24 protein-coding genes are annotated in these 26,656 nt (G+C 60.5%); 17 read left to right on the top strand and 7 right to left on the bottom strand.

Annotated elements, in window-relative coordinates; genetic code table 11:
- Positions 1 to 128 precede the first annotated feature (128 nt).
- Positions 129 to 2,018 carry a phosphomethylpyrimidine synthase ThiC gene (thiC, locus tag CKW32_RS22895; RefSeq protein ID WP_095186077.1) on the top strand — a complete coding sequence of 630 codons (1,890 nt, stop codon included), beginning with the start codon at positions 129 to 131 and terminating at the stop codon, positions 2,016 to 2,018.
- 144 nt (positions 2,019 to 2,162) lie between these two features.
- The gene (gene cytX, locus CKW32_RS22890) at positions 2,163 to 3,452 is read left to right on the top strand and encodes a putative hydroxymethylpyrimidine transporter CytX (RefSeq protein WP_095186076.1); all 1,290 of its coding nucleotides are present in this window, start codon (positions 2,163 to 2,165) and stop codon (positions 3,450 to 3,452) included.
- Here the strand turns inward: cytX and CKW32_RS22885 are convergent.
- Positions 3,421 to 4,158 carry an RsiV family protein gene (locus tag CKW32_RS22885; protein ID WP_032890438.1) on the bottom strand — a complete coding sequence of 246 codons (738 nt, stop codon included), beginning with the start codon at positions 4,156 to 4,158 and terminating at the stop codon, positions 3,421 to 3,423. The genes cytX and CKW32_RS22885 overlap by 32 nt on opposite strands.
- Before the next feature lie 192 nt (positions 4,159 to 4,350).
- Between CKW32_RS22885 and CKW32_RS22875 the strand changes: the two genes are divergently transcribed.
- The 8 genes from CKW32_RS22875 (at position 4,351) to CKW32_RS22840 (ending at position 13,159) form a co-directional block, all read left to right on the top strand.
- Positions 4,351 to 4,968 (top strand): NUDIX domain-containing protein, encoded by a 618-nt coding sequence (locus tag CKW32_RS22875; RefSeq protein WP_032890443.1) that lies wholly within the window; start codon positions 4,351 to 4,353, stop codon positions 4,966 to 4,968.
- The gene (locus CKW32_RS22870) at positions 4,959 to 5,408 is read left to right on the top strand and encodes a DUF1249 domain-containing protein (RefSeq protein WP_003171323.1); all 450 of its coding nucleotides are present in this window, start codon (positions 4,959 to 4,961) and stop codon (positions 5,406 to 5,408) included. Before CKW32_RS22875 ends, CKW32_RS22870 begins: the two co-directional genes overlap by 10 nt.
- A gap of 98 nt (positions 5,409 to 5,506) precedes the next feature.
- Positions 5,507 to 6,322, top strand: a complete 816-nt coding sequence (gene cpdA / locus CKW32_RS22865; protein WP_032890445.1) for a 3',5'-cyclic-AMP phosphodiesterase — start codon at positions 5,507 to 5,509, stop codon at positions 6,320 to 6,322.
- A 49-nt stretch (positions 6,323 to 6,371) separates the two neighbouring features.
- Positions 6,372 to 6,980, top strand: a complete 609-nt coding sequence (locus CKW32_RS22860) for a YqiA/YcfP family alpha/beta fold hydrolase (protein ID WP_032890447.1) — start codon at positions 6,372 to 6,374, stop codon at positions 6,978 to 6,980.
- Between the two features lie 54 nt (positions 6,981 to 7,034).
- Positions 7,035 to 8,939: a DNA topoisomerase IV subunit B gene (parE, locus tag CKW32_RS22855; RefSeq protein WP_032890449.1), complete on the top strand. Its 1,905-nt coding sequence runs from the start codon at positions 7,035 to 7,037 to the stop codon at positions 8,937 to 8,939.
- Positions 8,939 to 9,934, top strand: a complete 996-nt coding sequence (locus CKW32_RS22850; RefSeq protein ID WP_095186075.1) for an esterase-like activity of phytase family protein — start codon at positions 8,939 to 8,941, stop codon at positions 9,932 to 9,934. Before parE ends, CKW32_RS22850 begins: the two co-directional genes overlap by 1 nt.
- 73 nt (positions 9,935 to 10,007) lie before the next feature.
- A complete protein-coding gene (parC, locus tag CKW32_RS22845; protein ID WP_095186074.1) occupies positions 10,008 to 12,272 on the top strand; it encodes a DNA topoisomerase IV subunit A in 2,265 nt (754 codons plus the stop codon).
- Between the two features lie 176 nt (positions 12,273 to 12,448).
- Positions 12,449 to 13,159 carry a membrane integrity-associated transporter subunit PqiC gene (locus CKW32_RS22840; RefSeq protein ID WP_032890454.1) on the top strand — a complete coding sequence of 237 codons (711 nt, stop codon included), beginning with the start codon at positions 12,449 to 12,451 and terminating at the stop codon, positions 13,157 to 13,159.
- A gap of 189 nt (positions 13,160 to 13,348) precedes the next feature.
- On the opposite strand, the gene CKW32_RS22835 is transcribed toward CKW32_RS22840, so the two are convergent.
- The gene (locus CKW32_RS22835) at positions 13,349 to 14,881 is read right to left on the bottom strand and encodes an AhpA/YtjB family protein (RefSeq protein WP_032890455.1); all 1,533 of its coding nucleotides are present in this window, start codon (positions 14,879 to 14,881) and stop codon (positions 13,349 to 13,351) included.
- A gap of 133 nt (positions 14,882 to 15,014) precedes the next feature.
- On the opposite strand from CKW32_RS22835, the gene serB reads away from it, so the two are divergent.
- Positions 15,015 to 16,229: a phosphoserine phosphatase SerB gene (gene serB, locus CKW32_RS22830; protein WP_032890457.1), complete on the top strand. Its 1,215-nt coding sequence runs from the start codon at positions 15,015 to 15,017 to the stop codon at positions 16,227 to 16,229.
- Positions 16,230 to 16,339: 110 nt separating this feature from the next.
- Here serB and asd read toward each other — a convergent pair whose 3' ends face one another.
- From asd to CKW32_RS22815, 3 genes are read right to left on the bottom strand one after another with little or no spacing between them, the layout of a single operon-like run.
- The gene (gene asd, locus CKW32_RS22825) at positions 16,340 to 17,200 is read right to left on the bottom strand and encodes an archaetidylserine decarboxylase (RefSeq protein WP_095186073.1); all 861 of its coding nucleotides are present in this window, start codon (positions 17,198 to 17,200) and stop codon (positions 16,340 to 16,342) included.
- A 15-nt stretch (positions 17,201 to 17,215) separates the two neighbouring features.
- Positions 17,216 to 18,031: a rhodanese-like domain-containing protein gene (locus CKW32_RS22820; RefSeq protein ID WP_095186072.1), complete on the bottom strand. Its 816-nt coding sequence runs from the start codon at positions 18,029 to 18,031 to the stop codon at positions 17,216 to 17,218.
- 57 nt (positions 18,032 to 18,088) lie between these two features.
- Positions 18,089 to 19,624: an HDOD domain-containing protein gene (locus CKW32_RS22815; RefSeq protein WP_032890462.1), complete on the bottom strand. Its 1,536-nt coding sequence runs from the start codon at positions 19,622 to 19,624 to the stop codon at positions 18,089 to 18,091.
- Positions 19,625 to 19,791: 167 nt separating this feature from the next.
- Between CKW32_RS22815 and motA the strand changes: the two genes are divergently transcribed.
- Together motA and motB are read left to right on the top strand one after the other, a co-directional pair.
- The gene (motA, locus tag CKW32_RS22810) at positions 19,792 to 20,643 is read left to right on the top strand and encodes a flagellar motor stator protein MotA (protein WP_032890464.1); all 852 of its coding nucleotides are present in this window, start codon (positions 19,792 to 19,794) and stop codon (positions 20,641 to 20,643) included.
- Positions 20,644 to 20,646: 3 nt separating this feature from the next.
- Entirely contained in the window at positions 20,647 to 21,663 is a 1,017-nt protein-coding gene (gene motB / locus CKW32_RS22805) for a flagellar motor protein MotB (RefSeq protein WP_032890466.1), read from the top strand.
- 57 nt (positions 21,664 to 21,720) lie between these two features.
- Here the strand turns inward: motB and rsgA are convergent, their stop codons facing one another.
- Positions 21,721 to 22,752: a small ribosomal subunit biogenesis GTPase RsgA gene (gene rsgA, locus CKW32_RS22800; RefSeq protein WP_095186071.1), complete on the bottom strand. Its 1,032-nt coding sequence runs from the start codon at positions 22,750 to 22,752 to the stop codon at positions 21,721 to 21,723.
- Positions 22,753 to 22,860: 108 nt separating this feature from the next.
- Between rsgA and orn the strand changes: the two genes are divergently transcribed.
- A complete protein-coding gene (orn, locus tag CKW32_RS22795; protein WP_024073074.1) occupies positions 22,861 to 23,403 on the top strand; it encodes an oligoribonuclease in 543 nt (180 codons plus the stop codon).
- Between the two features lie 181 nt (positions 23,404 to 23,584).
- On the top strand, positions 23,585 to 24,202 hold the full coding sequence (locus CKW32_RS22790) for a trimeric intracellular cation channel family protein (protein ID WP_172681530.1): 618 nt from the start codon (positions 23,585 to 23,587) through the stop codon (positions 24,200 to 24,202).
- Here CKW32_RS22790 and queG read toward each other — a convergent pair.
- On the bottom strand, positions 24,199 to 25,263 hold the full coding sequence (gene queG, locus CKW32_RS22785) for a tRNA epoxyqueuosine(34) reductase QueG (RefSeq protein ID WP_032890472.1): 1,065 nt from the start codon (positions 25,261 to 25,263) through the stop codon (positions 24,199 to 24,201). The two genes, CKW32_RS22790 and queG, sit on opposite strands and share 4 nt — an antisense overlap.
- Before the next feature lie 63 nt (positions 25,264 to 25,326).
- Between queG and CKW32_RS22780 the strand changes: the two genes are divergently transcribed.
- Both CKW32_RS22780 and tsaE read left to right on the top strand, forming a co-directional pair.
- Positions 25,327 to 26,187, top strand: a complete 861-nt coding sequence (locus tag CKW32_RS22780; RefSeq protein ID WP_095186070.1) for an NAD(P)H-hydrate dehydratase — start codon at positions 25,327 to 25,329, stop codon at positions 26,185 to 26,187.
- Positions 26,175 to 26,645, top strand: coding sequence for a tRNA (adenosine(37)-N6)-threonylcarbamoyltransferase complex ATPase subunit type 1 TsaE (gene tsaE, locus CKW32_RS22775; RefSeq protein WP_095186069.1), 471 nt, complete (start codon positions 26,175 to 26,177; stop codon positions 26,643 to 26,645). Before CKW32_RS22780 ends, tsaE begins: the two co-directional genes overlap by 13 nt.
- The last annotated feature ends 11 nt before the right edge of the window (positions 26,646 to 26,656 follow it).

Genomic DNA, 26,656 nt, shown 5'->3' with positions numbered 1-26,656 from the left:
TTCGTCCGGGATGCTGTTCGACAATCGAACAGTCCTCGTGCGCCAAGCACAGCACTGGTTTCAGTGCGTCCATCCGTCACAGGTTCGCTCCGACAAAAATCCACCGCCTGGATAAGTTGGAGCCCGTGATGACTACAAAACTAAAAAACACTGTGCATTTAAGTGAATCGGCCAAGGTCGACTCCGGCTCTGTGCAGCCGTTTACCCGCTCGCAAAAAATCTACGTACAAGGCACTCGCCCGGACATTCGTGTGCCGATGCGTGAGATCAGCCTGGACGTGACCCCTACCGACTTTGGCGGTGAAATCAACGCACCCGTGGTGGTCTATGACACCTCCGGCCCGTACACCGACCCCAATGTAATCATCGACGTGCGTAAAGGCCTGGGCGATGTGCGCTCGCCGTGGATCGAAGTACGCGGCGACACCGAGCGCCTGTCCGGCCTCAGCTCGCATTTCGGCCAGCAGCGCCTGAGCGATGCCGAACTGACCGCACTGCGCTTTGCCCATGTGAAAAATCCGCGCCGCGCCAAGGCCGGCGCCAACGTCACCCAGATGCACTACGCGCGCAAAGGCATCATCACCGCCGAGATGGAATACGTCGCCATCCGCGAAAACATGAAGCTCGAAGAAGCCCGCGCCAGCGGTCTGTTGGACCAGCAACACGCCGGCCACAGCTTCGGTGCCAGCGTGCCGAAAATCATCACCCCCGAGTTTGTGCGCGAAGAAATCGCCCGTGGCCGCGCAATTATCCCGGCCAACATCAACCACACCGAGTTGGAGCCGATGATCATCGGCCGTAACTTCCTGGTGAAGATCAACGGCAACATCGGCAACAGCGCCTTGGGTTCGTCCATCGAAGAAGAAGTGGCGAAACTCACCTGGGGCATTCGCTGGGGCTCGGACACGGTGATGGACCTGTCCACCGGCAAGCACATCCACGAAACCCGCGAGTGGATCATCCGTAACTCGCCAGTGCCAATCGGTACCGTGCCGATCTACCAGGCCCTGGAAAAAGTCGGCGGCGCCGCCGAAGACCTGACTTGGGAGCTGTTCCGCGACACCTTGATCGAACAGGCCGAGCAGGGCGTCGACTACTTCACCATCCACGCCGGCGTGCTGCTGCGCTACGTGCCGCTGACTGCCAAGCGCGTCACCGGCATCGTGTCCCGTGGCGGTTCGATCATGGCCAAGTGGTGCCTGGCGCACCACAAAGAGAACTTCACCTATACGCATTTCGACGAAATCTGCGAAATCATGAAGGCCTATGACGTCAGCTTCTCCCTCGGCGACGGCCTGCGCCCCGGCTCGATTGCCGACGCCAACGACGCCGCGCAGTTCGGCGAGCTGGAAACCCTGGGTGAACTGACCAAAACCGCCTGGAAGCACGACGTGCAAACCATGATCGAAGGCCCCGGCCACGTACCGATGCAGTTGATCAAAGAGAACATGGACAAGCAGCTGGAGTGCTGCGACGAGGCGCCGTTCTACACCCTCGGCCCACTGACCACCGACATCGCGCCGGGTTACGACCACATCACCTCGGGTATCGGTGCGGCGATGATCGGTTGGTTCGGTTGCGCCATGCTGTGCTACGTCACGCCCAAGGAACACTTGGGCCTGCCGAACAAGGATGACGTGAAGACCGGGATCATCACCTACAAGATTGCCGCCCATGCCGCCGACCTTGCCAAAGGCCACCCGGGCGCGCAGATCCGCGATAACGCCTTGAGCAAAGCGCGCTTCGAGTTCCGCTGGGAAGACCAGTTCAACCTCGGCCTTGACCCTGATACCGCGCGCTCCTATCACGATGAAACCCTGCCGAAGGACTCGGCCAAGGTCGCGCATTTCTGCTCGATGTGCGGGCCGAAATTCTGCTCGATGAAAATCACCCAGGAAGTGCGTGAATACGCGGCCAACCAGCGCATTGAAGCGGTGGATGTGGACGTGGCCAAGGGCTTGGCGGAGCAGGCGGAGCGGTTCAAGCAGGAAGGTAGTCAGCTTTATAAGAAGGTCTGATCCGAGGTTGCAGGTGCTTTTAAGGGCCTCATCAGGGGCAGGCCTCCTCCCACACTTGAACGTGTTCGCCATTCAAAATGTGGGAGGGGGCTTGCCCCCGATAGCAATCTTTCAAACAACACATGCCCCTCAGAGATAACACCCTTGAACATTCAACCGAGCACCTACTCACCGGACATCGCAGTCCCCCAAGACAAACGTGTTTTCGGCGCCCGTGACCTGTTCTCCCTATGGTTCTCCCTCGGCATTGGCCTGATGGTCCTGCAAACCGGCGCTTTGCTTGCGCCGGGGCTGGGCCTGTCGGGTTCATTGCTGGCAATCTTCCTCGGCACTCTGGTCGGCGTGTTGTTGCTGGCCGCCGTCGGCGTGATCGGCAGCGACACCGGCCTGTCCGCCATGGCCGCGCTCAAGCTCAGCCTCGGTGCCAAAGGCGCGAGCCTGCCCGCGTTGCTCAACTTGCTGCAGTTGATCGGCTGGGGTTCATTCGAAATCATTGTGATGCGCGATGCGGCCAGCCTGTTGGGTACGCGAGCATTCAGCGAGGGCAGCCTGCTGGCCAGCCCGTTGCTGTGGACGCTGTTTTTCGGCGGCTTGGCGACGCTGCTGGCAGTCAGCGGTCCATTGACCTTTGTGCGTCAGATCCTGCGCAAATGGGGCATCTGGCTGCTGCTCGCCGCCTGTCTGTGGCTCACCTGGAACTTGTTCGCCAAGGCTGATTTGGCCGCGCTATGGGCTCAGGTCGGTGATGGTTCGATGCCGTTCGCCGTGGGCTTCGATATTGCCATCGCCATGCCGCTGTCCTGGTTACCGCTGATTGCCGATTACTCCCGTTTTGGTAAGCGCGCTAAAAGCGTGTTCGGCGGCACCGCGGTGGGCTTCTTTATCGGTAATTTCTGGCTGATGAGCCTGGGCGTGGCCTACACCCTGGCATTTGCGCCGAGCGGTGAAGTGAACGCGCTGCTCCTGGCTTTGGCTGGCGCCGGCCTGGGGATTCCGCTGCTGCTGATCCTGTTGGACGAGTCGGAAAATGCTTTTGCCGATATTCACTCGGCGGCGGTGTCCAGCGGGGTTCTGTTGCGCTTGAAAGTCGAGCATCTGGCGTTGGCCATCGGTGTCATCTGCACCTTGATCGCCTGTTTCGCGCCGTTGGCCCAGTACCAGAACTTCCTGCTATTGATCGGCTCAGTGTTTGCGCCGTTGTTCGGTGTGGTGCTGGTGGATCATTTCATCCTGCGCCGTCGTGGTCAGGGTGTGGTTGCCGGCCTGCGTTGGCCGGCGCTGTTGGCCTGGTTAGGTGGCATTGCCACTTACCATCTGTTGGCCAATCTGTACCCGGATGTCGGCGCAACCCTGCCGGCGCTGGTGCTGGCAGGGCTGCTGCAGTTCATCCTGGGTCGGGCCTTCAGCGGCGTGCGGGTACCAGCTCAGGCTTGAGAATGCCGTCCAGGCGCGAGTAGGGAATCTGCAACTCGACATGGCCCAAGGCATACGGCGCGATGGTGGTGGTGGGGTACTTGAGGACCACGCCACCATAGGTCAGCGCAACGTTCGGGGTTTTCTGGAAGGGGTAGGTTTTCACAAACTCCGGCTCCAGGCTCAGGCGGGTGCTGATCAACCAACTGTTGTGTGCCACTTGGGCGGCTTTCCAGAAGGCGTCCTCTTTACCCGGCAGTAGCATGTCGGTGAGCGAGAGGGCCTTTTGCTGCTGGCGCGAATAGTTGATGAATGCGCGGCCTGGCTCGCCATGGGTGGCGCCCTGGTCCAGATAGCTGGACAGTTCGATGATCACCAAGCCGTCATGCTGCTCCCGTACCTTGGCCTGCAAATACATGCTGTTGCTTGGGGCCGCGGTTTTCAGGAATTGCTCGCGATAGGTCTCAAGGCTGGTCGGCAGCGGGTTGGCGCCGGTCATTTCCAGCAGGCGCTGTTCGATCAGCGCGTCCAGCTTGGGTTCCTTGGCGAAGTGCACGGTGTCGATATTCACCAGTGCGCAATCGGCGCTGGCGCAGCCCGGCCGGGTTTGTTCAGTGGTGTCGCGGGTGGCTTCCAGCGGGGTACGCCAGTTGGGTTGGAACAAGCTTTGGCAGGCGCCGAGGGTCAAGGCGATGCAGGCCACGGAGGCGATTTTTAAAAGCGACATGGGTGTCCTTCGTCTATCGATAAGAGCGAAATTGTGCAGCTTCGACTACCAGCAAGGCAGTCAGTTCGCCACTAAGCTGATTAGAGTGAGTTTGACGCCCGCCGTCTATCCCGGCAACCGGAAAGGGGCTGCATCCGAGGGCGGGAGCGCGTTAGGATGGCGCGAATTGCTCAGGCATAACGAGGAAGGGATATGACGGACACAGCAAAATCGACGCCGAGCACAATCGAAATTGTTCAGCGCGACAATGCCTACAAGGGCTTCTACCAGCTTGATCGCGTGCAACTGCGCCACGAAAAATTCGATGGCGGCATGAGCCGGGTGATCAACCGCGAAGTCTTCGTCCGTCACGACGCGGTGTGTGTCTTGCCGTACGACCCGCAGCGCGATGAAGTGGTGTTGATCGAGCAGTTCCGTGTAGGCGCCATGGGCCGCAGCAACAACCCTTGGCTGGTGGAAATGGTCGCGGGCCTGATCGACAAGGATGAAGAGCCGGAGGAGGTTGCACACCGCGAAGCCGAGGAGGAAGCTGGGCTGACGTTCTCCGCGCTGTGGCCGATTACCAAGTACTTCCCGTCGCCCGGTGGCAGTACCGAGTTTGTGCATTTGTACCTGGGCCGTTGCGAGAGCGCCGGTGCAGGTGGTGTCCATGGATTGGAAGAAGAGGCAGAAGATATCCGCGTCACCGTCTGGGCCTTCGAAGATGCCCTGCAAGCGGTGCGCGACGGCAAGATTTCCAACGCAGCCAGCATTATCGCCCTGCAATGGCTTGCGCTTAATCGCGCGGAAGTGAGGGGGTTATGGCAGTAAAGGCACGGGAACGTTATCGAGTCGACCTGATCGGGCTGCAAGCCGCCTGCGAAGCCAACTATGCGCGGCTGATGCGCCTGTTGCCCGATATGCGCCACGCCCCCGAGGCACGGCGCATCGGCGTAACCCATGGCGACCAAATGCTCGGCGTACTGGCCCTGGAAGTTATCGTCAACTGTCCGTACACCACCACCCTGCGCGTTCGTCAGGAGCACAGCCTGCCTTGGCTGCCGGTGCCGCAACTGGAAGTGCAGGTTTACCACGACGCCCGCATGGCCGAAGTGATCAGCGCCGAACATGCACGACGCTTTCGCAGCATCTATCCTTACCCAAATGTGTTCATGCACCAGCCCGATGAGAAAGCACAGCTCAATGTGTTCCTCGGCGAGTGGTTGAGCCATTGCCTGGCTCTGGGTCATGAGTTTGAGGTCGTGCGGTAGATGTGAACTGCGTCTGCTTCCTTGGGTTTCCTCTTTGCGTTCTGCCCCAGCATAATCGCCCCAATTGTCTATTCCTGTGATTGCCTTGGGAGAGCGCCTTGCCGAGCGTATCCACCGTGAACCCCGATGCGCCGGCGTTGCTGGTGCAACTGTCCGACAGCCACCTGTTTGCCGAGGCCGACGGCACGCTGCTGGGTATGAATACCCGTGAGAGCCTGCGGCGTGTAATTGAGTTGGTGTGCCAGCAACAGCCGCAAATCGACCTGATAGTGGCTACCGGGGACTTGTCCCAGGACGGCACGCTGGAGTCGTACCAGCAATTTCGCGACATGACCGCATCCATCGGCGCCCCTGCCCGCTGGATTCCCGGTAACCACGACGAGCCGCAAATCATGGCGCACGCCGCTGCGCACAGCGACCTGCTTGAACCGGTGGTGGATGTGGGCAACTGGCGCATCACACTGCTGGACTCTGCCGTACCGGGCTCGGTGCCAGGCTACCTTCAGGACTCGCAACTGCAATTGCTGGCCCAAGCCCTGAGTGAAGCCCCCGGCCGTCATCATCTGGTGTGCTTTCACCATCACCCAGTGTCTTTCGGCTGTGCGTGGATGGACCCCATCGGCCTGCGCAATCCCGAAGCGTTGTTTGCCGTGCTGGACCGCTTTCCCCAAGTCAGGGCAGTGCTCTGGGGGCATGTGCACCAGGAAATCGACCGCGAACGTAATGGCGTGCGCTTGCTAGCGTCGCCGTCTACGTGCATCCAGTTCGCGCCGGGCAGCGAGGACTTCAAGGTCAGTGAGCAGGCGCCGGGGTATCGTTGGTTGCGTTTGCATGCCGACGGGCGGCTGGAGACCGGGGTAGAGCGCTTGGTCGGGTTCGCGTTTACGGTGGATTACGGTAGCAACGGCTACTGAGATTTACCTGTAAACTGCGCGCTTTTGGCGCAAGCACGGAGAGCCCGGTATGTCTGCTTCGATCCTGTATATCCACGGTTTCAACAGTGCGCCGGCGTCCAACAAGGCCAGCCAGCTCATCACCGTGATGAACAGCCTCGGCCTGGCCGACCAACTGCGCGTGCCGGCGCTGCATCACCACCCCCGTCAGGCAATTCCTCAGTTGGAGCAAGCCATTGCCCAACTGGGGCGGCCACTGCTGGTCGGCAGCTCACTCGGCGGCTACTATGCAACCCATCTTGCCGAGCGCCATGGCCTCAAGGCGCTGCTGGTCAACCCGGCGGTGAGCCCCCATCGGATGTTCGACGGCTACCTGGGCACCCAGAAGAACCTCTACACCGATGAAACCTGGGAACTGACCCACGACCACGTCACGGCACTCGCCGAGTTGGAAGTGCCGGCACCCCAGGATGCTGCGCGTTATCAGGTGTGGTTGCAGACCGGGGATGAAACCCTGGATTATCGCCTCGCCCAACAGTATTACCGGGCCTGCGCCTTGCGCATCCAGGCCGGTGGCGACCATGGTTACCAAGGGTTCGCCCAGCAATTGCCGGCGCTGTTGAGCTTTGCCGGCATTGGCGCAGATCAGTATCAATCCTTCGATTTTTCGGCACTGTAATTGCCTTGAAAACCGCAGGTTACTTTTTAATCGAACGACTCACGACGAGACCCCATGGCCACTCCCAGCGCTAGCTCTTATAACGCCGACGCCATCGAAGTCCTCTCGGGCCTCGACCCGGTGCGCAAACGCCCCGGCATGTACACCGACACCAGCCGGCCGAATCACCTCGCCCAGGAAGTCATCGACAACAGCGTTGACGAAGCCTTGGCCGGGCACGCGAAGTCGGTGCACGTCATTCTCCACGCTGACCACTCCCTCGAAGTGTCCGACGATGGTCGCGGCATGCCCGTGGACATTCACCCGGAAGAGGGCGTGTCAGGCGTCGAGCTGATCCTCACCAAGCTGCACGCCGGCGGTAAGTTCTCCAACAAGAACTACCAATTTTCCGGTGGCTTGCACGGTGTGGGTATTTCCGTGGTCAACGCCCTGTCGACGCTGGTGCGGGTCAAGGTCAAGCGCGACGGCAACGAGTACCAGATGACCTTCGCCGATGGCTACAAAGCCACCGACCTCGAAGTGATCGGCACTGTGGGCAAGCGCAATACCGGTACCAGCGTGTACTTCGCGCCGGACCCGAAATACTTCGATTCGCCGAAATTCTCCATCAGCCGCCTCAAACACGTACTCAAGGCCAAGGCCGTGTTGTGCCCGGGCCTGCTGGTGACCTTTGAAGACAAAGGCACCGGTGAGAAGGTCGAGTGGCATTACGAAGACGGCCTGCGCTCTTATCTGGAAGATTCCGTCAGCGACTTCGAGCGCCTGCCCAACGAGCCGTTTTGCGGCAGTCTGGCCGGCAATAAAGAAGCCGTCGACTGGGCGCTGCTGTGGTTGCCCGAGGGCGGCGACAGCGTGCAGGAAAGCTACGTCAACCTGATTCCCACGGCTCAGGGCGGCACCCACGTCAATGGTTTGCGCCAGGGCCTGCTCGATGCCATGCGCGAATTCTGCGAATACCGCAGCCTGCTGCCGCGCGGCGTGAAGCTGGCGCCGGAAGACGTGTGGGAGCGCATTGCGTTCGTGCTGTCGATGAAAATGCAGGAACCGCAGTTCTCCGGCCAGACCAAAGAGCGTCTGTCGTCCCGCGAGGCGGCGGCGTTTGTCTCTGGTGTGGTTAAGGACGCCTTCAGCCTGTGGCTCAACGAGCATCCTGAGCTTGGCTTGGCCTTGGCTGAACTGGCGATCAATAACGCCGGCCGTCGCCTCAAAGCCAGTAAGAAGGTTGAACGCAAGCGCATCACCCAAGGCCCGGCACTGCCAGGCAAACTGGCCGATTGCGCCGGGCAGGACCCGATGCGCTCCGAACTGTTCCTGGTGGAGGGTGACTCCGCCGGCGGTTCCGCCAAACAAGCGCGGGACAAGGAATTCCAGGCGATCCTGCCGTTGCGCGGCAAGATTCTTAACACTTGGGAAGTCGACGGCAGCGAAGTCCTGGCCAGCCAGGAAGTGCACAACATCGCCGTGGCCATTGGTGTCGACCCAGGTTCTGCGGATATCGCCCAACTGCGTTACGGCAAGATCTGCATCCTCGCCGACGCCGACTCCGACGGGCTGCACATCGCCACGTTGCTCTGTGCCCTGTTCGTGCAGCACTTCCGCCCGTTGGTGGATGCCGGTCACGTCTACGTCGCCATGCCACCGCTGTATCGCATCGACCTGGGCAAGGAGATTTTCTATGCCCTGGACGAAGCGGAGCGCGATGGCATCCTCGACCGCCTGGTGGCCGAGAAGAAACGCGGCAAGCCGCAGGTCACGCGATTCAAAGGTCTGGGTGAAATGAACCCGCCACAATTGCGTGAAACCACCATGGACCCCAACACCCGGCGCCTGGTGCAGTTGACCCTGGAAGACTACGCCGCCACCTCGGAAATGATGGACATGCTGCTGGCGAAGAAACGCGCGCCGGACCGCAAGTCCTGGCTGGAATCCAAAGGCAACCTGGCCGAGGTGGTGGGCTGATGCGCACAGGCGTCGCCCTGGCGATCCTGATGATGAGCGGGCTGGCGGCCACCCCGGTGGTTGCTGCGCCCGTGGCAGAGCTCAAACTCGTGTCCGAGCACCCGGTGGATGGCATGCGCGGCGGCAATCTGTCGGGTCTGGCTGTGTGCGGCAAGGAATTGTGGACGGTTTCCGACCGTGACGACGATCAGATCTACCGTCTGGATATCAGCGCGCCGACCTGGCAGGCAGAAACAGTGAAAATCGAAGTGCCGCCCGTGCCAGAGTCCGGTCTGCCTTGGGGGCTGCGTTCGCGCACCACGGCTGCTTCGTTTATTCGCGGTGGCGACCTGGACTTTGAAGGGATCAGCTGCGATGTTGCCGGTAATCGCTACATCGTCAGTGAAGCCCATGCGGCAGTGCTGCAAGTGCCTGCCACCGGCGCACCTGAATGGCTGAAGATTGCCCCAAGCATGGTGCGTGAGGCCCGGGCCAGTGGCATGTTGCTGCACTTCAATGCGCTGTTTGAAGGCTTGGCAGTGAACCCTGAAGGCAATCAAATCTGGCTGGCGGCCGAGCGTGAGCGGCGTGGCTTAATTTCCATCAAGCGAGGGCAAAGCCTGTGGAGTTGTGAGGGCCCTTGCGTGTTGTTAAGTGAGGCCGGCCAGGAGGTACAACCGGCTAAATTCACCGACGCCAAGCCCGTGTCCAAGGATTTCGCTGATCTCTCCCTGTTCAACGGCAAGCTGTTTACGCTGGAGCGCAACGCGTTCCAGATTTGCCGGCGCGATGCGGTCACCGCCAAGGTCGAGCTGTGCTGGTCGTTTGCCGACGAAACCCTGGTGCCCGAGCGGCGTTATGCCCAGCCCTATGGTCTTGCCGAAGCCCTTGTGGTTGATGCTGAAGGCGCGTGGCTGGGTATCGACAACAACTTCGGCCCTCGCGCCGATGGTGAAAAACGCCCGGTGGTCTATCGTTTTGCCGCCCCGGTCGGCGGCTGGAGTGCCCAGCCGTGAATGATCAAACACTTGAATTGACTCAGCGCAGCGGCATTTCCGCTGCGCCTTACCAAACAATGATGAGGCCCGCATGAGTGACATCCTCGCAGACAGCTTAGACGGCGTAGAACGCCGGTCGCTGGCTGACTTCACCGAAAATGCCTACCTCAACTACTCCATGTACGTGATCATGGACCGCGCGTTGCCGCATATCGGCGACGGCCTCAAGCCCGTACAGCGGCGCATTATCTACGCCATGAGTGAGTTGGGCCTGGATGCCGATTCCAAGCACAAGAAATCGGCGCGTACCGTCGGTGACGTGCTGGGTAAGTTCCACCCCCATGGCGACTCGGCGTGCTACGAAGCCATGGTGCTGATGGCCCAACCGTTCAGCTACCGCTACACGCTGGTGGACGGCCAGGGTAACTGGGGTGCGCCGGATGATCCCAAGTCCTTCGCCGCGATGCGTTACACCGAGGCGCGGTTGTCGCGTTACTCGGAAGTGCTGCTCAGCGAACTGGGCCAGGGTACTGCGGATTGGGGCCCGAACTTCGACGGCACACTGGACGAGCCTCTGGTGTTGCCGGCACGTTTGCCGAACATCCTGCTCAATGGCACCACCGGTATCGCGGTCGGCATGGCCACCGACGTACCGCCGCACAACCTGCGGGAAGTCGCCACCGCCTGCGTACGCTTGCTGGATGAGCCAAAGGCGACCGTCGAGCAGCTCTGTGAGCATATCCAGGGCCCGGACTACCCGACCGAAGCGGAAATCATCACGCCGCGCGCCGATCTGCTGAAGATGTACGAAACTGGCAAGGGCTCGGTGCGCATGCGCGCTGTGTACCACATTGAGGACGGCGACATTATCGTCACCGCTCTGCCGCATCAGGTGTCGGGCGCCAAAGTGTTGGAGCAGATTGCTGCGCTGATGCAGGCCAAACCGTCGAAACTGCCCCAGGTCGCCGACCTGCGTGACGAGTCCGACCACGAAAACCCATGCCGTATCGTGATCATCCCGACCAACAGCCGGGTTGATCACGAAGTGCTGATGCAGCACCTGTTCGCCAGTACCGATCTTGAGTCCAGCTACCGGGTCAACATCAACATCATCGGTCTGGACGGTAAGCCGCAGCTGAAAAACCTGCGCAACCTGCTGGTGGAGTGGTTGGAGTTCCGCGTACAAACCGTTCGTCGCCGCCTGCAATTCCGCTTGGACAAGGTCGAGCGCCGCCTGCACCTGTTGGACGGCTTGCTGATTGCCTATCTCAACCTGGATGAAGTGATTCACATCATCCGTACCGCCGAGCACCCGAAAGCCGAATTGATCGCGCGCTTCGAGCTGAGCGAGATCCAGGCTGACTACATTCTCGACACCCGCTTGCGTCAATTGGCGCGACTGGAAGAAATGAAACTGCGCGACGAGCAAGACGCGTTGCTTAAGGAGCAAGCCAAGCTGCAAGCCCTGTTGGGCAGTGAAGCCAAGCTGAAAAAGCTGGTGCGTACCGAGCTGATCAAAGACGCCGAAACCTACGGCGATGACCGTCGTTCGCCAATCGTGCAGCGTGCTGAAGCGAAGGCGCTGACAGAAACCGAACTGCTGCCAAACGAGAAAATTACCGTCGTTCTGTCGGAAAAGGGTTGGGTTCGTTCGGCCAAGGGGCATGATATTGACGCCACTAGCTTGTCGTACAAAGCGGGTGATGGTTTTAAAACCGCCGCGGCCGGGCGTTCTAACCAGTTTGCGGTGTTTATCGACTCGACGGGGCGCAGCTATTCAGTGCCGGCGCACACCTTGCCGTCAGCACGGGGGCAGGGCGAACCGTTGACCGGGCGTCTAACGCCGCCACCAGGGGCGAATTTTGAATGCGTGCTGCTGCCGGACGATGACTCGCTGTACGTCATCGCCTCCGACGCCGGTTACGGGTTTGTGGTCAAGGGTGAAGACCTGCAGGCCAAGAACAAGGCGGGCAAGGCATTGTTGAGCCTGCCGAATAACGCCAAGGTGATCCTGCCGCGACCGGTAGATGACCGTGAGAGCAATTGGCTGGCGTCGGTGACCACCGAAGGGCGTCTGCTGGTGTTCAAGATCAGCGATCTACCCCAGCTGGGCAAAGGCAAGGGCAACAAGATTATTGGTATTCCAGGGGAGCGGGTGGCCAGTCGCGAAGAGTACGTGACCGACATCGCGGTGATCCCGGAAGGTTCCACCCTGGTGCTCCAGGCCGGCAAGCGCACGTTGTCATTGCGCCCTGACGACCTTGAACACTACAAGGGCGAGCGTGGTCGTCGCGGTAATAAACTGCCTCGCGGCTTCCAGCGTGTGGATGCTTTGCTGGTGGAAACGCCGGTTTAAGGCGTATTAGAGCCCTCGATCTACGATTTAAAGCGTAGATCGACTCTTTGGCGCTGGAGTCATGGCGCATATTCACGGATGATATGGCCTTTCCAGCGCCGGCGTGGCCGAGCGTGTTTAGGTTATTTTTAGTATTACATTGTGGTTCGCCTTGTGGCAGCCACCTGGATGGGATGATGACTGCTCCACGCCTTCCTTTATTTTTGATGCTCGCTGGCCTTTTGGGGTTGGCGGGTTGCAGCACACACCAACCGGTGTCGCTGTACCAGCTGGACAGCGGAAGTCCGGCGCAACCTGCACAAAGTGCCGGTATGGCAGTTCTGCTGGGCCCGGTGGTCGTTGCCGACTACCTGCAACGCGAAACTCTGCTGCAGCGTCAGAATGACGGTAGCCTGCAAGGTTCCACCGATGGTCGTTGGGCGGGTAGCCTGTCTTCGGATATCAACCAGTTGGTATTGCGCCAAGTCGCGGGCCATCTCGATAGCCAGCGCGTGGTACTGGCACCCGCACCGACGGGTTTCAGCCCGGATGTGCAGGTGTTGCTGACCATTACGCGCCTCGACTCGGGTGTGTCGCAACCGGCAATCCTGGATGCACAGTGGCGCTTGATCGACCGTCGTGGCCAGGTGCGCGATAACCGTATCGTGCACCTGCAGGAAGAACACACCGGTTCCACGGCATCCCAGGTCCAGGCCCAGGGCGTGCTGTTGCAGCACTTGGCACAGCAGTTGTCGGTGGCCCTCAAACCACTGGCTAACCAGCCGCCGATTGCCGAGGCGCCGCGCAAGCAAGCTCCGGCGGTGCAGGCCAAGCCAGCAGAGCCGCAGAAGCCGAAGATGCCGATGGCTACGCCCATTCGTACGGATATGGAAGTGTTCAGGTTCTGATCTGAAACAACTCCAACAAAAAAGGCCCGCTGACTTAGCGGGCCTTTTTGTTTGTGGAGATATAAGTCACGGCGCAGATCAAGTGTGGAAGGGGGCTTGTCCCTGATAGCGTCGGTTCAGTTAATGATGTGCTAACTGATGCTCCGCAGTCGGGGGTAAGCCCCCTCCCAATTGGTTCGGCGGTGTTCTTCAGGGCTTGGAGCGAGTCTCATGCATCCGCGCCAACTGGCGTTCAAGCATCGAGGGATACGGCTCCATCAACCGCTCCACACAGCTTGCGCCTTCAGGGCTGGCAATCGGTCGGATGCGAGCGCGTTGGCGGATCAGCGTGTCTTCACTGATCTTGCGCTCCACCAGCAGCAGGTTGCGGCTGTGTTGCGAAAGGGCCAGGGCGTCTTGGGCGATTTCGGTCAGCAGCAGGTCGATCTGGCTCATGCCAAACAGGTCGTCACCTACCGTCAAGCCAAGTTGCAGTTGCAGGGTGATGCCGCTGTCCGCCACTTCGATCTGCAGGGCATGGCCCAGGGCGCGCAGCAGTTCGCCGCAGCAGATGGCGTTGGTCAGGTAGTCTTCGCCGCTGTCTTCGCTGTGGAACAGCATCAGCGTGCTGCCATCGTTCAGGGTGTGCAGTTCGCTCTGGTACAGCGAGGCCGCTTGGTCGAGGCAATCGCGATAGCGTTCCAGCAGTTCCGTCAGGCGTGCGCGGGGCAGGCGGCGCAGTTGGTCCTGGGCACCCAGTTGCACGGCCAATACGGCGCTGTGCTGGGGCTCGGTGTTCCTCGCAGGTACCGGTTTCGGCGCGACGGCCGGGCTGTTGGCCGAGGTGTCGCGCAGGTCGGCGAACGGGTCTTCATCGTCCAGCTCGTCTTCTTCAGCCTGGATGACCTTGCGTGTTGCAGGCTTGAGGCCTGCCACCGGGGTGCTTTCGTCGAAGCCAGGATCACGCAGGTCGCGCACTTCAAACTCGGGCTCGTCGTCGTAATCGGTGTCGTCGAACTCAGGTTCCGGCTCCACCTCACGAACCACCGGTTCCGGGGCGAAGCTGGCGTGGAGTTGGCGGGCGAGGTCGCCGATTTCGTCCTGGCGGTCGGTGGCTGGCGTGTGTTCGTCGATATCCCGTAACCAGATGCGCAGTTGCATCAATGGCGTAGAAATGTGCCGACCCAGCCGCAGGCTTAAGGCCAAGGCCAGTGCCAGCAGGATTGCGCTGAGGATGCCCATGCTTTGCAGGCTGATGGTCATCGGCTGCTGGAATTGCTGCATGTCCAGGCTGATGCGCAGTTGACCGGCCTTCACATCCTGGAACGTTATGTTGCTCTGGTACAGGCCTTCGGCTTCACCCAGCAGGCCGTTTTTCGGGCGTTGCCCGGCTTCGGCCATGATCCGGTTGTCCACGCTGTAGATGGCGGCGTGGGCCACCAGCGGGTTTTTGGTCAGGTTGTTGAGCAGCACGTTGAGGCTGAGGATGTCGTTGGACACCAACAGCTCAGTCGCCGAGGTGGCGGTCTGGGTCGTCAAGCTCTCGCCCAGGGCGTCGGCTTGCTCGTGCATGGCCTGTTTGAACTGCAAACCCATCACGCAGGCATAGATCACCAGGGCCAAGGCCACCAGGATCACGTTATGGCTGGCGATGCGTAATGCGATCGGTACACGGCGGTGGCGCAGTGCCCGGAAGATCAGCAGGAAGAAGTTATCGGTTTTTACTGGCGTGGGCCGGTTCACTTGCGCTCGGCTCTCGGTCCGTGAAGTTGACGCGCAGTATAGCGACAGGCCTAGGACCGGCAAAGCGCTGGCTGTGCCCGATGGTCACTGAAAGTGGGTAGAATGCGGTTTTTTTCCAGCCTGGGGGTGCGCCTTGCGCGAAATTGTCCTGATTAACATCACCGGTGAAGACCGCCCGGGTCTTACCGCCGCCATTACCGGTGTTCTGGCCCAGGGTGGTGTGAACATTCTCGACATTGGCCAGGCAGTGATCCACGACACCCTGTCGTTCGGCATCCTGGTTGAAATCCCCAGCACCGAACAGGCCTCGTCCGTACTCAAGGACATCCTGTTTACGGCGTATAAGCTGGATCAACAGGTGCGTTTCACCCCTGTTTCCGAAGACGACTACCAGCATTGGGTGGCTGGCCAAGGGAAGAAACGCCATATCGTCACGTTACTGACCCGCAAGGTCACCGCCGAACAACTGCAGCGCGTCAGCTCCATTACCGCGCAGTATGGTTTGAATATCGACCATATCGACCGTCTGTCGGGGCGCATGCCGCTGGACACGCCGGCAGATCAGGGCAAGGGCTGCATCGAGTTCTCCGTTCGCGGCGAGCCGGCCGATCCGCAGGCCCTGCGCGCCGAATTCCTTAGCGTGGCCCAGGAGCTGAATGTCGACATCGCGTTCCAGGAAGATTCGCTGTTCCGTCGTAACCGTCGCCTGGCGGTATTCGACATGGACTCCACGCTGATCGAAGCCGAAGTCATCGACGAACTGGCCAAAGCCGCCGGCGTGGGCGAGCAGGTTTCCGCGATCACCGAGCGCGCCATGGCCGGCGAGCTGGACTTCCGCGCCAGCTTCAAGGAGCGCCTGGCACTGCTCAAAGGCCTGGATGTCAGCGTGCTGGATTCCATCGGCGCCTCGCTACGCCTGACGGAAGGTGCCGAAACCCTGTTCGCCGAACTCAAGCGTCTGGGTTACAAGACTGCGATCCTGTCCGGCGGCTTCACCTACTTTGCCAAGCAATTGCAGGCAAAGCTGGGCATCGACTATGTGTTCGCCAACGAGCTGGAAGTGGTCGATGGCAAGGTGACCGGCGTCGCGGTCGAGCCGATTGTCGACGCGCAGCGCAAGGCGGATCTGCTGAAGGAATTGGCACACAAGGAAGGTTTGCGTCTGGAGCAGACCATTGCGGTCGGTGACGGCGCCAACGACTTGCCGATGCTTGCAATCGCCGGTTTGGGCGTGGCGTTCCGCGCCAAGCCATTGGTCAAACAATCGGCCAAGCAGGCGATTTCGACCTTGGGGTTGGATGGCGTGCTGTATCTGCTGGGCTTTCGCGACCGCGACGGTCAGCTGTAACTGACTAAATGTGGGAGGGGGCTTGCCCCCGATGGCAGTGGTTCAGTCACTGATGTGTTGACTGATACCCCGCTATCGGAAGCAAGCCCCCTCCCACATTGGGTTCGGTGTCAGGCTTTAGGTAAAGCGATACCTTGGCCCATCTGCACTGGCGAACCCGCCACCAGTTCTTCAGCCCACTTCACCTGATCCGGCCCAAACAGCACAATCGCGGTCGAACCCAACTTGAAGCGACCCAGCTCCGCACCTTTCTCCAGATGAATAGGCGCACGCGCCGCTTCGTCGTAGCGGAAGGTTTTCAGTTCGCGCTTCGGTGGGGTCACCAGGCCAGCCCATACGGTTTCAATCGACGCGACGATCATCGCACCCACCAACACGACGGCCATCGGACCGCGCTCGGTGTCGAAGATGCAGGCGACACGCTCGTTACGCGCAAACAGCTCCGGCACATTTTCGGCGGTGGTCTGGTTCACCGAGAAGATACGGCCTGGGATATAGACCATTTCCCGCAGGGTGCCAGCCAATGGCATGTGCACACGGTGGTAGTCCTTCGGAGACAGATAAACCGTTGCGAAGTCCCCGCCCATGAACGGTGCCGACAAGGCCGCATCGCCACCCAGCAACTCCAGCACGCTAAAGCTGTGGCCTTTAGCCTGGAACACACGCCCATGCTCAATCGGACCAAGCTGGCTGACCGCGCCATCGGCGGGGCTGAGCACCGCGCCTGGGGTTTGATCCAGCGGGCGCGCGCCATCTTTGAGGGCGCGTGTGAAGAAGGCGTTGAAGTGCTCGTAGGCGGTCACGTCTTCAACCAACGCCTGGGACATGTCTACTTGGTAGCGTTTAGCGAACCAGGTGGTGAAAGCGTTCTTGAACCAACGCACGCGGCACTCGGCAATGCAGCCAGCGAGGCGCGACAGCAAATGGTGCGGCAGCAAGTACTGGCTGAGGATAAACAACTGCTTTTTCATAACTGTCCTTAAACCTTAAATCTCAACGGGGGTGTCGGGGTGGTTGCCCCATTCGCCCCAGGAACCGGCATAACCTTTGACTCGGGGATAACCGAGCGCCTTGGCCACCAGGTAGGTGAAGCCAGAGCGGTGGTGAGTCTGGCAGTGGGTGATGATTTCTTTATCTTTCGTCAGCCCGAGGTCTTCGAGGATCTGCGGCATGTCGCGGCGGATACGCAGGCTGCGCGCCTTGTCCATGCCGGCAGTCCATTCGAAATTTACCGCGCCGGGGATGTGCCCGCCTTTGGCGGCGAGTACCTTCTCGCCGGAATATTCCAGCGGGCCGCGTGCGTCCCAGATACCCAGGTCGGCCGCGCCGAGACGGCTTTGCAGGTATTCGCGGGTGGCCGTGGGGCCGTCATGCAGCGTGAGGCTGACGGGGCCGCCGACGGGGCCGGGCACTTCGGTGGAAACGGGGTATTTCTCCTCCAGCCAGGCCAGCAGGCCGCCGTCGAGGTAGTGGTATTTCTGGTGGCCGATTACGTCGAGCAGCCAGATAAAGCGCCCGGCCCAGCCGCCGCCTTCGTCGTCGTACACCACGTAGGTGGCGTCGGGCGTGTGGCCCAATTCGCCGAAGAGTTTTTCCAGGTCGGCTTTATTGGGCAGCAGGCCGGGGGCCGGCGGCTGGCCCAGTTGGGTGCGCTTGGGGTCAACGAAATGCGCGCCGGGGATATGCCCTTCGGCGTAGCGGGCGGCACTGGTGAGGTCCACCAGAATCAGGTGTTCGGCATCCAGTTGACCGAGCAGGTCGCTGGATTCGATCACCAGCGGCAAGCCAGAGAAGTCAGGCATGTGAGGTCTCCTGGGCACAAATGTTGGCGATAAAGGACGGCGATTGTAGCGCAAGCATCAGGCGCTGCGGTTGGTAAAGCTGTGCAGGGCTTTCTCTATGCACTGGGCGGTTTTGCCGAAAGCCTGCACGGTGGTTTCCGAAAACGGTCCGCCGCCCTGGTCGGCGACCATCAGCATTACCACGCGGCCGTTGCAGCTCATCGAACGCAACAGCAGGTGTTCGCCTGTGAACAGACGGCGCAGGATCGGCGGCAGCAAGGCCGAGAACTGCGCGTGGTTATCCGGCGTGAGGCGTACTTGGGCGGATTTCTCCAGCAGGCGCTGTAGCAGCGTGCTGTTGACCACGTCCAGGCTCAAGTTGGCGGCGTCTTTGGGCAGACCGTCGGCCTGGTGCACGCGCAAGGTGCTCAGGGCGCGATCGGCCATGAACAACAAGACTCGCTGCATGCCGCTGGCCACCAGAGCTTCCTTGGCGCAGGTGGTCAAATGCATGGCGTTGGCAAAGCGGCTTGGTTCCAACAGCAGTTCGGTGCAGCGGTTACGCCACACGGCCAGGGCCTCGGCAGTCGGTGGCGGCGCCGGCAGCAGGCCGCGATGAATCTTCTGCACATTCCACGGCCAGATCAGCGACAGCGCCGGGTGCCAGAGGTCGGGCATTAGAGTGCTGCGGGCGCTGGTGACGGCTTGTTGGTGAGATTGTTGCTGCACTTCAGCCAGCGGTTGCTGCAAATACAGCGCGGTAAGGTATTGCCAGCGTTGAGTGTGCGGGCAGGTCCAGGACTCTTGGGCTGACATCGCCAGGCCGTTGGCTAGCAGCACGGTATTGGCCGGCTGGTTCAGCCAACGGCGCAGGTTGGGTTCGGCGTCTAGCAATTGCTGATGGCGCAATGAGTCGTCTTCACGGGCGATATGAAGTGCCTTGACCAGCAAGCGTTGCTCGTTCAACAGCAGGTTATAGCCCTGGGATACCCAGATCGGTAGGTGCCAGGCTTCGGTCAGGCCTAGGCACAGGTCCAGCAGGCGCACGCCGAACAGCTCCTGCTCGACTTTGCGTGCAGGCTCGCCCTTGTGGATGACACGCAGTTCCCACTCTTCAAGGAGCTTGGGGTAGGCAACGGCCATCGGCCACAGCGGCGACAGAAACAGCAGGCTACCCCAGTGGATGTCTTGCCAAAGCCGCGCCAGACGACTGCCGAACAGACCGTTGGCTTGCTGCGACGCGTGCTGGCTCACCAGCAACAGTTGACGCAATGCTACGGGAATCTCTTGGGCGGGCACCGAGGGCAGGCGCGCCAGCAGTTCCTCGGCGCGCTTGAGGCCCAGGCGATTGAGCGCTACTTCGAGGTTTTCCGCCGGCTCCGCCAGGCTGCCATGGTTATGGCTGTTGGCCTCGCGCATGACGCTGAGTACCAAAGCCGGGCTGTTTTGCATCAGCTCGGCAATATCTCGCAACGAACTGCGGCTGTCGCGGATGGCTTTGCACACACGGTCGTGGCTGGCCTGGGGAACTGGCAGCAGCACGTCGTCCAGGCGCTTGATCCAAGCGGCGAGAGAGATAGGTCTTACAGATGGGACTGTCGTTTCATTAGCCATGATTGGGGCGCGATCATCACTTGCGGTCAACACGCCCGGAGCGGGCCGAACTGGCTTTTCGCCTTAACGGGCTATAGTCTGGCGCAGTTTTGCCGATAAGAGGAACAAGAGTTTTCCAGTTCCCCCAAATATGTCCATGAACCCGACGGCGCAAGTACTCATCTCCTATGGCTAAAATTATCGGCATCATCGTCGTCTTCGCGAGCGTGCTCGGCGGGTACGTCCTGTCCCACGGTAAAATTGCGGCACTGATCCAGCCTTTCGAGGTGATGATCATTGGCGGTGCTGCACTGGGCGCTTTCCTTCAGGCCAACCCCGGTTACATGACTATGCACGTGGTCAAGAAATCGCTGGCCATGTTCGGTTCGCGCTTCACTCATACCTTCTACCTGGAAGTGCTGGGCCTGGTGTACGAGATCCTCAACAAGAGCCGCCGCGAAGGCATGATGGCCATTGAGGCCGACATCGAGGACGCCTCTGCCAGCCCGATTTTTGCCAAGTACCCGGCCGTGCTCAAAGACGAGCGCATGACCGCCTATATCTGCGATTACCTGCGCATCATGTCCTCCGGCAACATGGCTCCCCATGAGCTGGAAGGCCTGTTCGACATGGAATTGTTCAGCCTTAAAGAAGAGTTGGAGCATCCTTCCCATGCCGTGACCGGTGTGGCCGACGGCATGCCCGGCTTTGGTATCGTCGCGGCGGTACTCGGTATCGTGGTGACCATGGCCTCCCTGGGCGAGGGCGATCAGGCGGCCATCGGTATGCACGTAGGTGCGGCGCTGGTGGGTACCTTCTTCGGTATTCTCGCCGCTTACGGTTTCTTCGGCCCGCTGGCCACCTCCCTGGCTCACGATGCCAAGGAAGAAATCAACCTGTACGAATCGATCAAGGCCAGTCTGGTAGCGTCCGCGTCCGGCATGCCGCCATCGTTGGCAGTGGAGTTCGGTCGCAAGGTCTTGTACCCGAAGCATCGCCCAAGTTTCGCCGAGCTGGAACAAGCGGTTCGCGGTCGCTAAGCCATGGAAAACAACCAGCCGATAATCATCAAGCGCGTCAAGCGCTTCGCTGCGGGGCACCATGGCGGCGCCTGGAAAATCGCCTTCGCCGACTTTGCGACGGCGATGATGGCGTTCTTCCTGGTGCTGTGGCTGATGTCGACCGCCACGCCCGAACAGAAGATCGCCATCGCCGGTTACTTCAAAGATCCGATTGGCTTCTCGGAGAGCGGCACGCCCTTTGTGATCGACCTGGGCGGCTCGCCGCAGTTGGCCCCTGAGCGCACCATCAATCCAGAGGTCAAGACTGAATCGCCTCAGGAGAACATCCCGATCGAGCGCGACACCGTCGAGAGCATGGCTGAACAGGTTGAGCAGGAACGCCTGGAGCTGTTGCTGCAAGAGTTGCAGACCAAGGTGGATGAAAATCCGCAGTTGCTGAAATTCAAGGATCAGATCTCGTTCGAGATCACTCCGGAAGGCTTGCGCATCCAGATCACTGATGCAGCCAACCGGCCGATGTTCGATTCCGGCAGTGCGCGGCTGAAGCCGTACTTCGAAGACATCCTGCTGGCCATGGCTGACACCATCAAGGCAGTGCCGAACAAGATAAGCATCAGCGGCCACACGGACGCCAAGCCGTATGCCGGCCAGGGTGACTTCGGCAACTGGGAACTCTCGGCCAACCGCGCCAACGCTGCCCGTCGTGCGTTGGTGGCAGGCAGCTACCCCGACCCGCAAGTGGCGCGCGTGGTGGGTTTTGCCTCCTCGCAGCTATTTGAACCCAAGGATCCGTTCAATCCGATCAACCGGCGCATTGATATCGTCGTGCTGACCAAGAAGGCTCAGCGTGCGATAGAAGGTGATCAGCCACCTGTCGTGCCAACCCCAGGTGCGGGCGCGCCGGGCGAAGTGCCGGTTGACCCGAATGCCATTCCGCCAGGGCAGGAGCCGTTGCCGGCCCATGAACTGCGGCAGAAGCTGAACCTGTTTGACGATGGTGGGATGAAGGATCCTACGGCGCCTAAGACGGGCTCGTAAGTCCTTCTGCAGTTGTGGTGAGCGGGACAAGCCCGCTCACCACAATGCTGGGTCGATTTAGTAACTGCTCTCGGGCAAGCTCGCAATAATCGACCGGTAGCTGTTCATCCGCTGCTGCTGCACACGGCCATCGTCCAGGGCCTTGAGCAACGCACAGCCCGGCTCGCGGTCGTGTTTGCAGTCGCGGAAGCGGCACGTACCGATCAGGTCGTTGAACTCGATAAAGCCGGCTTCCACATCGCTGCGGCTGACGTGGCCGAGGCCGAATTCGCGAATGCCTGGGGAGTCGATTAGCTCACCGCCGCCGGGGAAGTGGAACAATCGCGCGGTGGTGGTCGTATGAGTGCCCTGGCCGGACAGTTCCGACAGCGGGCCTACACGGGTGTCTACTTCCGGCAGCAGGCTGTTGACCAGCGATGACTTGCCAACGCCCGACTGGCCGACAAACACACTGATGCGTCCGTCCAACTGCTGTTGCAGCTGTTCCATGCCGTTGCCGTGGTGAGCCGAGACTTCCAGCACTGGGTAACCCAAGGTGCGGTAGACCGCCAGCAACGCATTGAGCGCTGGGGCGTTCTGTTCGTCGATCAGGTCGAATTTGTTCAGCAGCAACAGCGGGCGAATACCAGCATGCTCAGCCGCCACCAAATAGCGGTCGATCAGGTTGGCATGGGGCTCGGGCAACGGTGCGAACACGATCACGATCATGTCGACGTTGGCCGCTACCGGCTTGAGTTGGCCGCGGCTGTCAGGACGACGCAGTTCGGTGGTGCGCGGCAGTTGAGCGACGATCACGCCGATGCCCTGGTTGCCGGCGCGCCACACCACCTTGTCGCCGGTGACCAGTGCAGGCAGGTTGGCGCGCAAGTGGCAGCGGGATACTTGGCCTGCGAGTTCGCCTTCCAGCGCCTCGACTTCGACCTGCACACCAAAGTGCGCGATCACCAGGCCCGTTTGCTCGGGGCCCAGGTCGCCGCCCTCGAGCGCTTCCACGGCGGAGGATTCACGTTTGGCGGCGCGTGCGGCGCGCTCACCTTGAATCTTTTCGATGCGCCAGTTTTGGCGACGGTTGAGCTGGCGTTTGGCCATTGGTGTTCCGTGTCGATAATGCAAAGGTTGGGTAAAACGGTCGCGAGTCTAGCACGGCCCCGCCTGCTAAACTGCGCAGCTACGCCAAGGTGCCAAGAGAATCAAGCCATGCAAAACCCACAGAACCTGATTTGGATCGATCTGGAAATGACCGGTCTGAACCCTGACACCGACGTCATCATCGAGATGGCGACCATTGTCACCGACAGCAACCTCAACACCTTGGCCGAAGGTCCGGTGATCGCCATCCACCACAGCGACGCCGTGCTCGCCACTATGGATGAGTGGAACACCCGCACCCATGGCAACTCCGGCTTGACTCAGCGTGTACGCGACAGCCGAATCAGCATGGCCGAAGCCGAAGCCGAAACCATTGCCTTTCTGGAACAGTGGGTGCCCAAGGGCAAATCGCCGATCTGCGGCAACAGCATCTGCCAGGACCGCCGCTTCCTTTATACCCACATGAAGGCGCTGGAAAGCTACTTCCACTACCGCAACCTGGATGTGTCCACGCTCAAGGAACTGGCCGCGCGCTGGGCGCCGGAAGTCAAAGACAGCTTCCATAAAGGCAGCACCCATCTGGCGCTGGATGATATTCGCGAGTCGATCGCCGAGCTGCAGCATTACCGCAAGCATTTCATCAAGGCTTGAAATGGGGGCGGCTGACCGGGCGCCATCGCAGACAAGCCAGCTCCCACAGTTGAATGTATTCCCAGGTCCAAATGTGGGAGGGGGCTTGCCCCCGATGCAGGCAACTCGTTTTATCGCCAAGCGCCCCCTTTTGGTGCCATCAGCAAATGATTAGACTGCCGGCCTCTTTGCAAGGATCGCCATCATGCTGCTGATGCTCTACCTCATCGCCATCACCGCCGAAGCCATGACCGGTGCCTTGTCGGCTGGTCGGCGCGGCATGGACTGGTTTGGTGTGGTGCTGATCGCTTGCGTAACGGCGCTGGGCGGCGGCTCGGTGCGCGATGTGCTGTTGGGGCATTACCCGCTGACGTGGGTCAAACACCCGGAATACCTGGTGCTGACCTCCGTCGCGGCGCTGGTGACGATCTTTATCGCGCCGCTGATGCGTCACCTGCGCTCGCTGTTTCTAGCGCTGGACGCCGTAGGCCTGGTCGCCTTCACGCTGATCGGCTGCATGACTGCACTGGAAATGGGCCACGGCATGCTGGTGGCCTCGGTCAGCGGGGTGATCACCGGCGTCTTCGGCGGCATTCTGCGGGATATCTTCTGCAACGACATTCCGCTGATCTTCCGCCGTGAGCTGTACGCCAGCGTGTCATTTCTGGCCGCCTGGTTCTACTTGCTCTGTCTGTATCTGGAATTGCCCAGCGAGCAGGCAATTCTGCTGACCCTGTTCAGCGGCTTTCTATTGCGCCTGCTGGCGATCCGTTTTCACTGGGAAATGCCCAAGTTCGTCTACAACGACGACGTGCACTAGCGCGTAGCGTGTTGGTTCAGCGCCCATTCCACATGTTCGCGCACCAACTCCGACGGGTAATCCCGGCGTGCCTTCAAGGCTTCCAGCACCGGAATGCTCGACGGCGCATTGCCCAGGCCCACCGCGAGGTTGCGCAGCCAGCGCTCGTAGCCCGCGCGGCGCAGGGGTGAACCTTCGGTGCTGCTGAGGAATTTATCCTCGTCCCACATAAACAGTTCGGCCAGTTCTGCGTTATCCAGGTTATGCCGTGGCTTGAAATCGCCCTCGGCTGTGGATCGAGCGAAACGATTCCACGGACAAACGATCTGACAGTCATCACAACCGAACACCCGATTGCCGATCAATGGGCGCAGGTCTTCAGGGATCGCGTTCTTCAGTTCAATGGTCAGGTAGGAAATGCAGCGCCGGGCGTCCAGCACATAGGGACCGACGAAGGCATTGGTTGGGCAGATATCCAGGCAGGCGGTGCAGCGGCCACAGTGTTCGGTGCTGTGTGGCTCATCGACCGGCAGCGGCAAATCGACGAACAGTTCGCTGAGGAAGAAATAACTGCCGGCCTTGCGGTTGAGTACCAGGGTGTTTTTACCGATCCAGCCCAGGCCGGCTTTTTCGGCGATGGCTTTTTCCAGTACGGGGGCGCTGTCGACGAATGCACGAAAGCCAAATGGGCCGATCTGTGCCTGAATGCGGTCGGCCAGTTGCTGTACGCGCTTACGGATCAGTTTGTGGTAGTCGCGGCCCAGGGCGTAGCGCGAGATGTAGGCTTTTTCCGGCTGGGCCAGCAGTTGCGCCATTTGTGTGTCGCCAGGCAGGTAGTCCATGCGCAGCGACACCACGCGCAACGTGCCGGGCACGAGCTCGTCGGGATGGGAGCGCTTGCTGCCATGGGCGCCCATGTAGTCCATCTCGCCGTGGTAACCCGCGTCTAGCCAACGTTGCAGATGCTGTTCATGCTCGGCCAGGTCCAGGCCGCTGATGCCGACTTGTTGAAAGCCCAGTTCGCGGCCCCAGTCTTTGATCGATTGGGCGAGGGCGGGCAGATCAGAGGTAATAGCGGGCATGAGACACGGGAAACCACAGGTTAGATGCGTATAATTCTGCCAGACATCGGAGCTTGAAGACGCATGCCGCAGACAAAACACGAAATAACCGACGTTCAGTCCTTGTTGCACGGCCATTTGCCGCAACTGGCTGCGCGTTCCTCGGACGCCCATAAAGGCCAGTTCGGCCATTTGTTGGTCATTGGTGGCGACCGCGGCTTTGGCGGCGCTGCGCTGTTGAGCGCGGAAAGTGCCTTGCGCAGCGGCGCCGGCATGGTGTCCCTGGCCACTCGCCTTGAACACGTGCCTGCCGCGTTGGCCCGCGTGCCTGAGGTCATGACCGTGGGCGTGAGTTCGGCGAACCAGCTTATGGGCTTGCTGGAAAAAATCTCGGTAATCGTTATTGGTCCGGGGTTGGGTGAGGCGTCCTGGGGTAAAAGCCTGCTATCGGTTGCCGCCAACGCGCTGCTGCCGCAGGTGTGGGACGCAGACGCGCTGAATCAGCTGGCTACCGGCAATGTGAGTCTTCCGAGCGGTAGCGTGATTACGCCGCATCCGGGCGAGGCTGCGCGCTTATTGGGCATTTCTACAGCCGAGGTTCAGGCCGATCGCCTTAAGGTGGCGCGCGCGTTGAGCCAGAAATTCAGTGCAGTGGCTATCCTCAAGGGTGCTGGCAGTTTGATTGCCTGCCCCGATGGACGTGTTTCCCGTTGTGATCAGGGGCATCCAGCGATGGCCACAGCGGGCCTTGGCGATGTACTGGCCGGGCTGGTGGGCGCGTTAATGGCCCAAGGCATGCCTGCTTATGAAGCGAGCTGCCTGGCTGTGTGGTTGCACGCTACGGCGGGGGACCGCCAGGGCAGCCTGGGTCGCGGCTTGGCGGCCAGCGACCTGATACCGGCCATTCGTCAATTGTTGGAGGAGCAGTCGCCGTGCCTGAAGTAATCCTTTTCCTGGCCAATGAAGACGCCATGGTCGCGTTCGGTCATCGTATTGCACAGGTCACGGGCGCAGCGGGGCTCATCTTTCTCGAAGGTGACCTGGGGGCGGGCAAGACGACGTTGTCCCGAGGCATCATTCGCGGTTTGGGGCACGCAGGGGCGGTGAAAAGCCCAACGTTCACTTTGGTCGAGCCCTATGAGATCGGTGCGTTGCGTGCTTTCCACTTCGACCTCTATCGTTTGGTCGATCCCGAAGAGCTGGAGTACATGGGCATCCGTGATTACTTTGACGAAGACGCACTGTGCCTGATCGAGTGGCCAGATAAAGGCACAGGCTTTTTGCCAAAGCCGGACCTGACCATTACCATTACGCCGCGTGAATCAGGACGTCAGCTGAAGTTGTTGCCCCAGAGTGCGCGCGCAGAGTCGTGGTGCGCCGCTTTGGCATTGGAATTCAAATAATTGGTGGGGTT

Origin of the sequence: Pseudomonas sp. Irchel 3H9, assembly GCF_900187495.1 — a bacterium.
Classification (GTDB): domain Bacteria; phylum Pseudomonadota; class Gammaproteobacteria; order Pseudomonadales; family Pseudomonadaceae; genus Aquipseudomonas; species Aquipseudomonas sivasensis.
The sequence above is the reverse complement of the archived record's forward strand: the minus strand, read 5'-3'. Positions and strand labels throughout refer to the sequence as shown.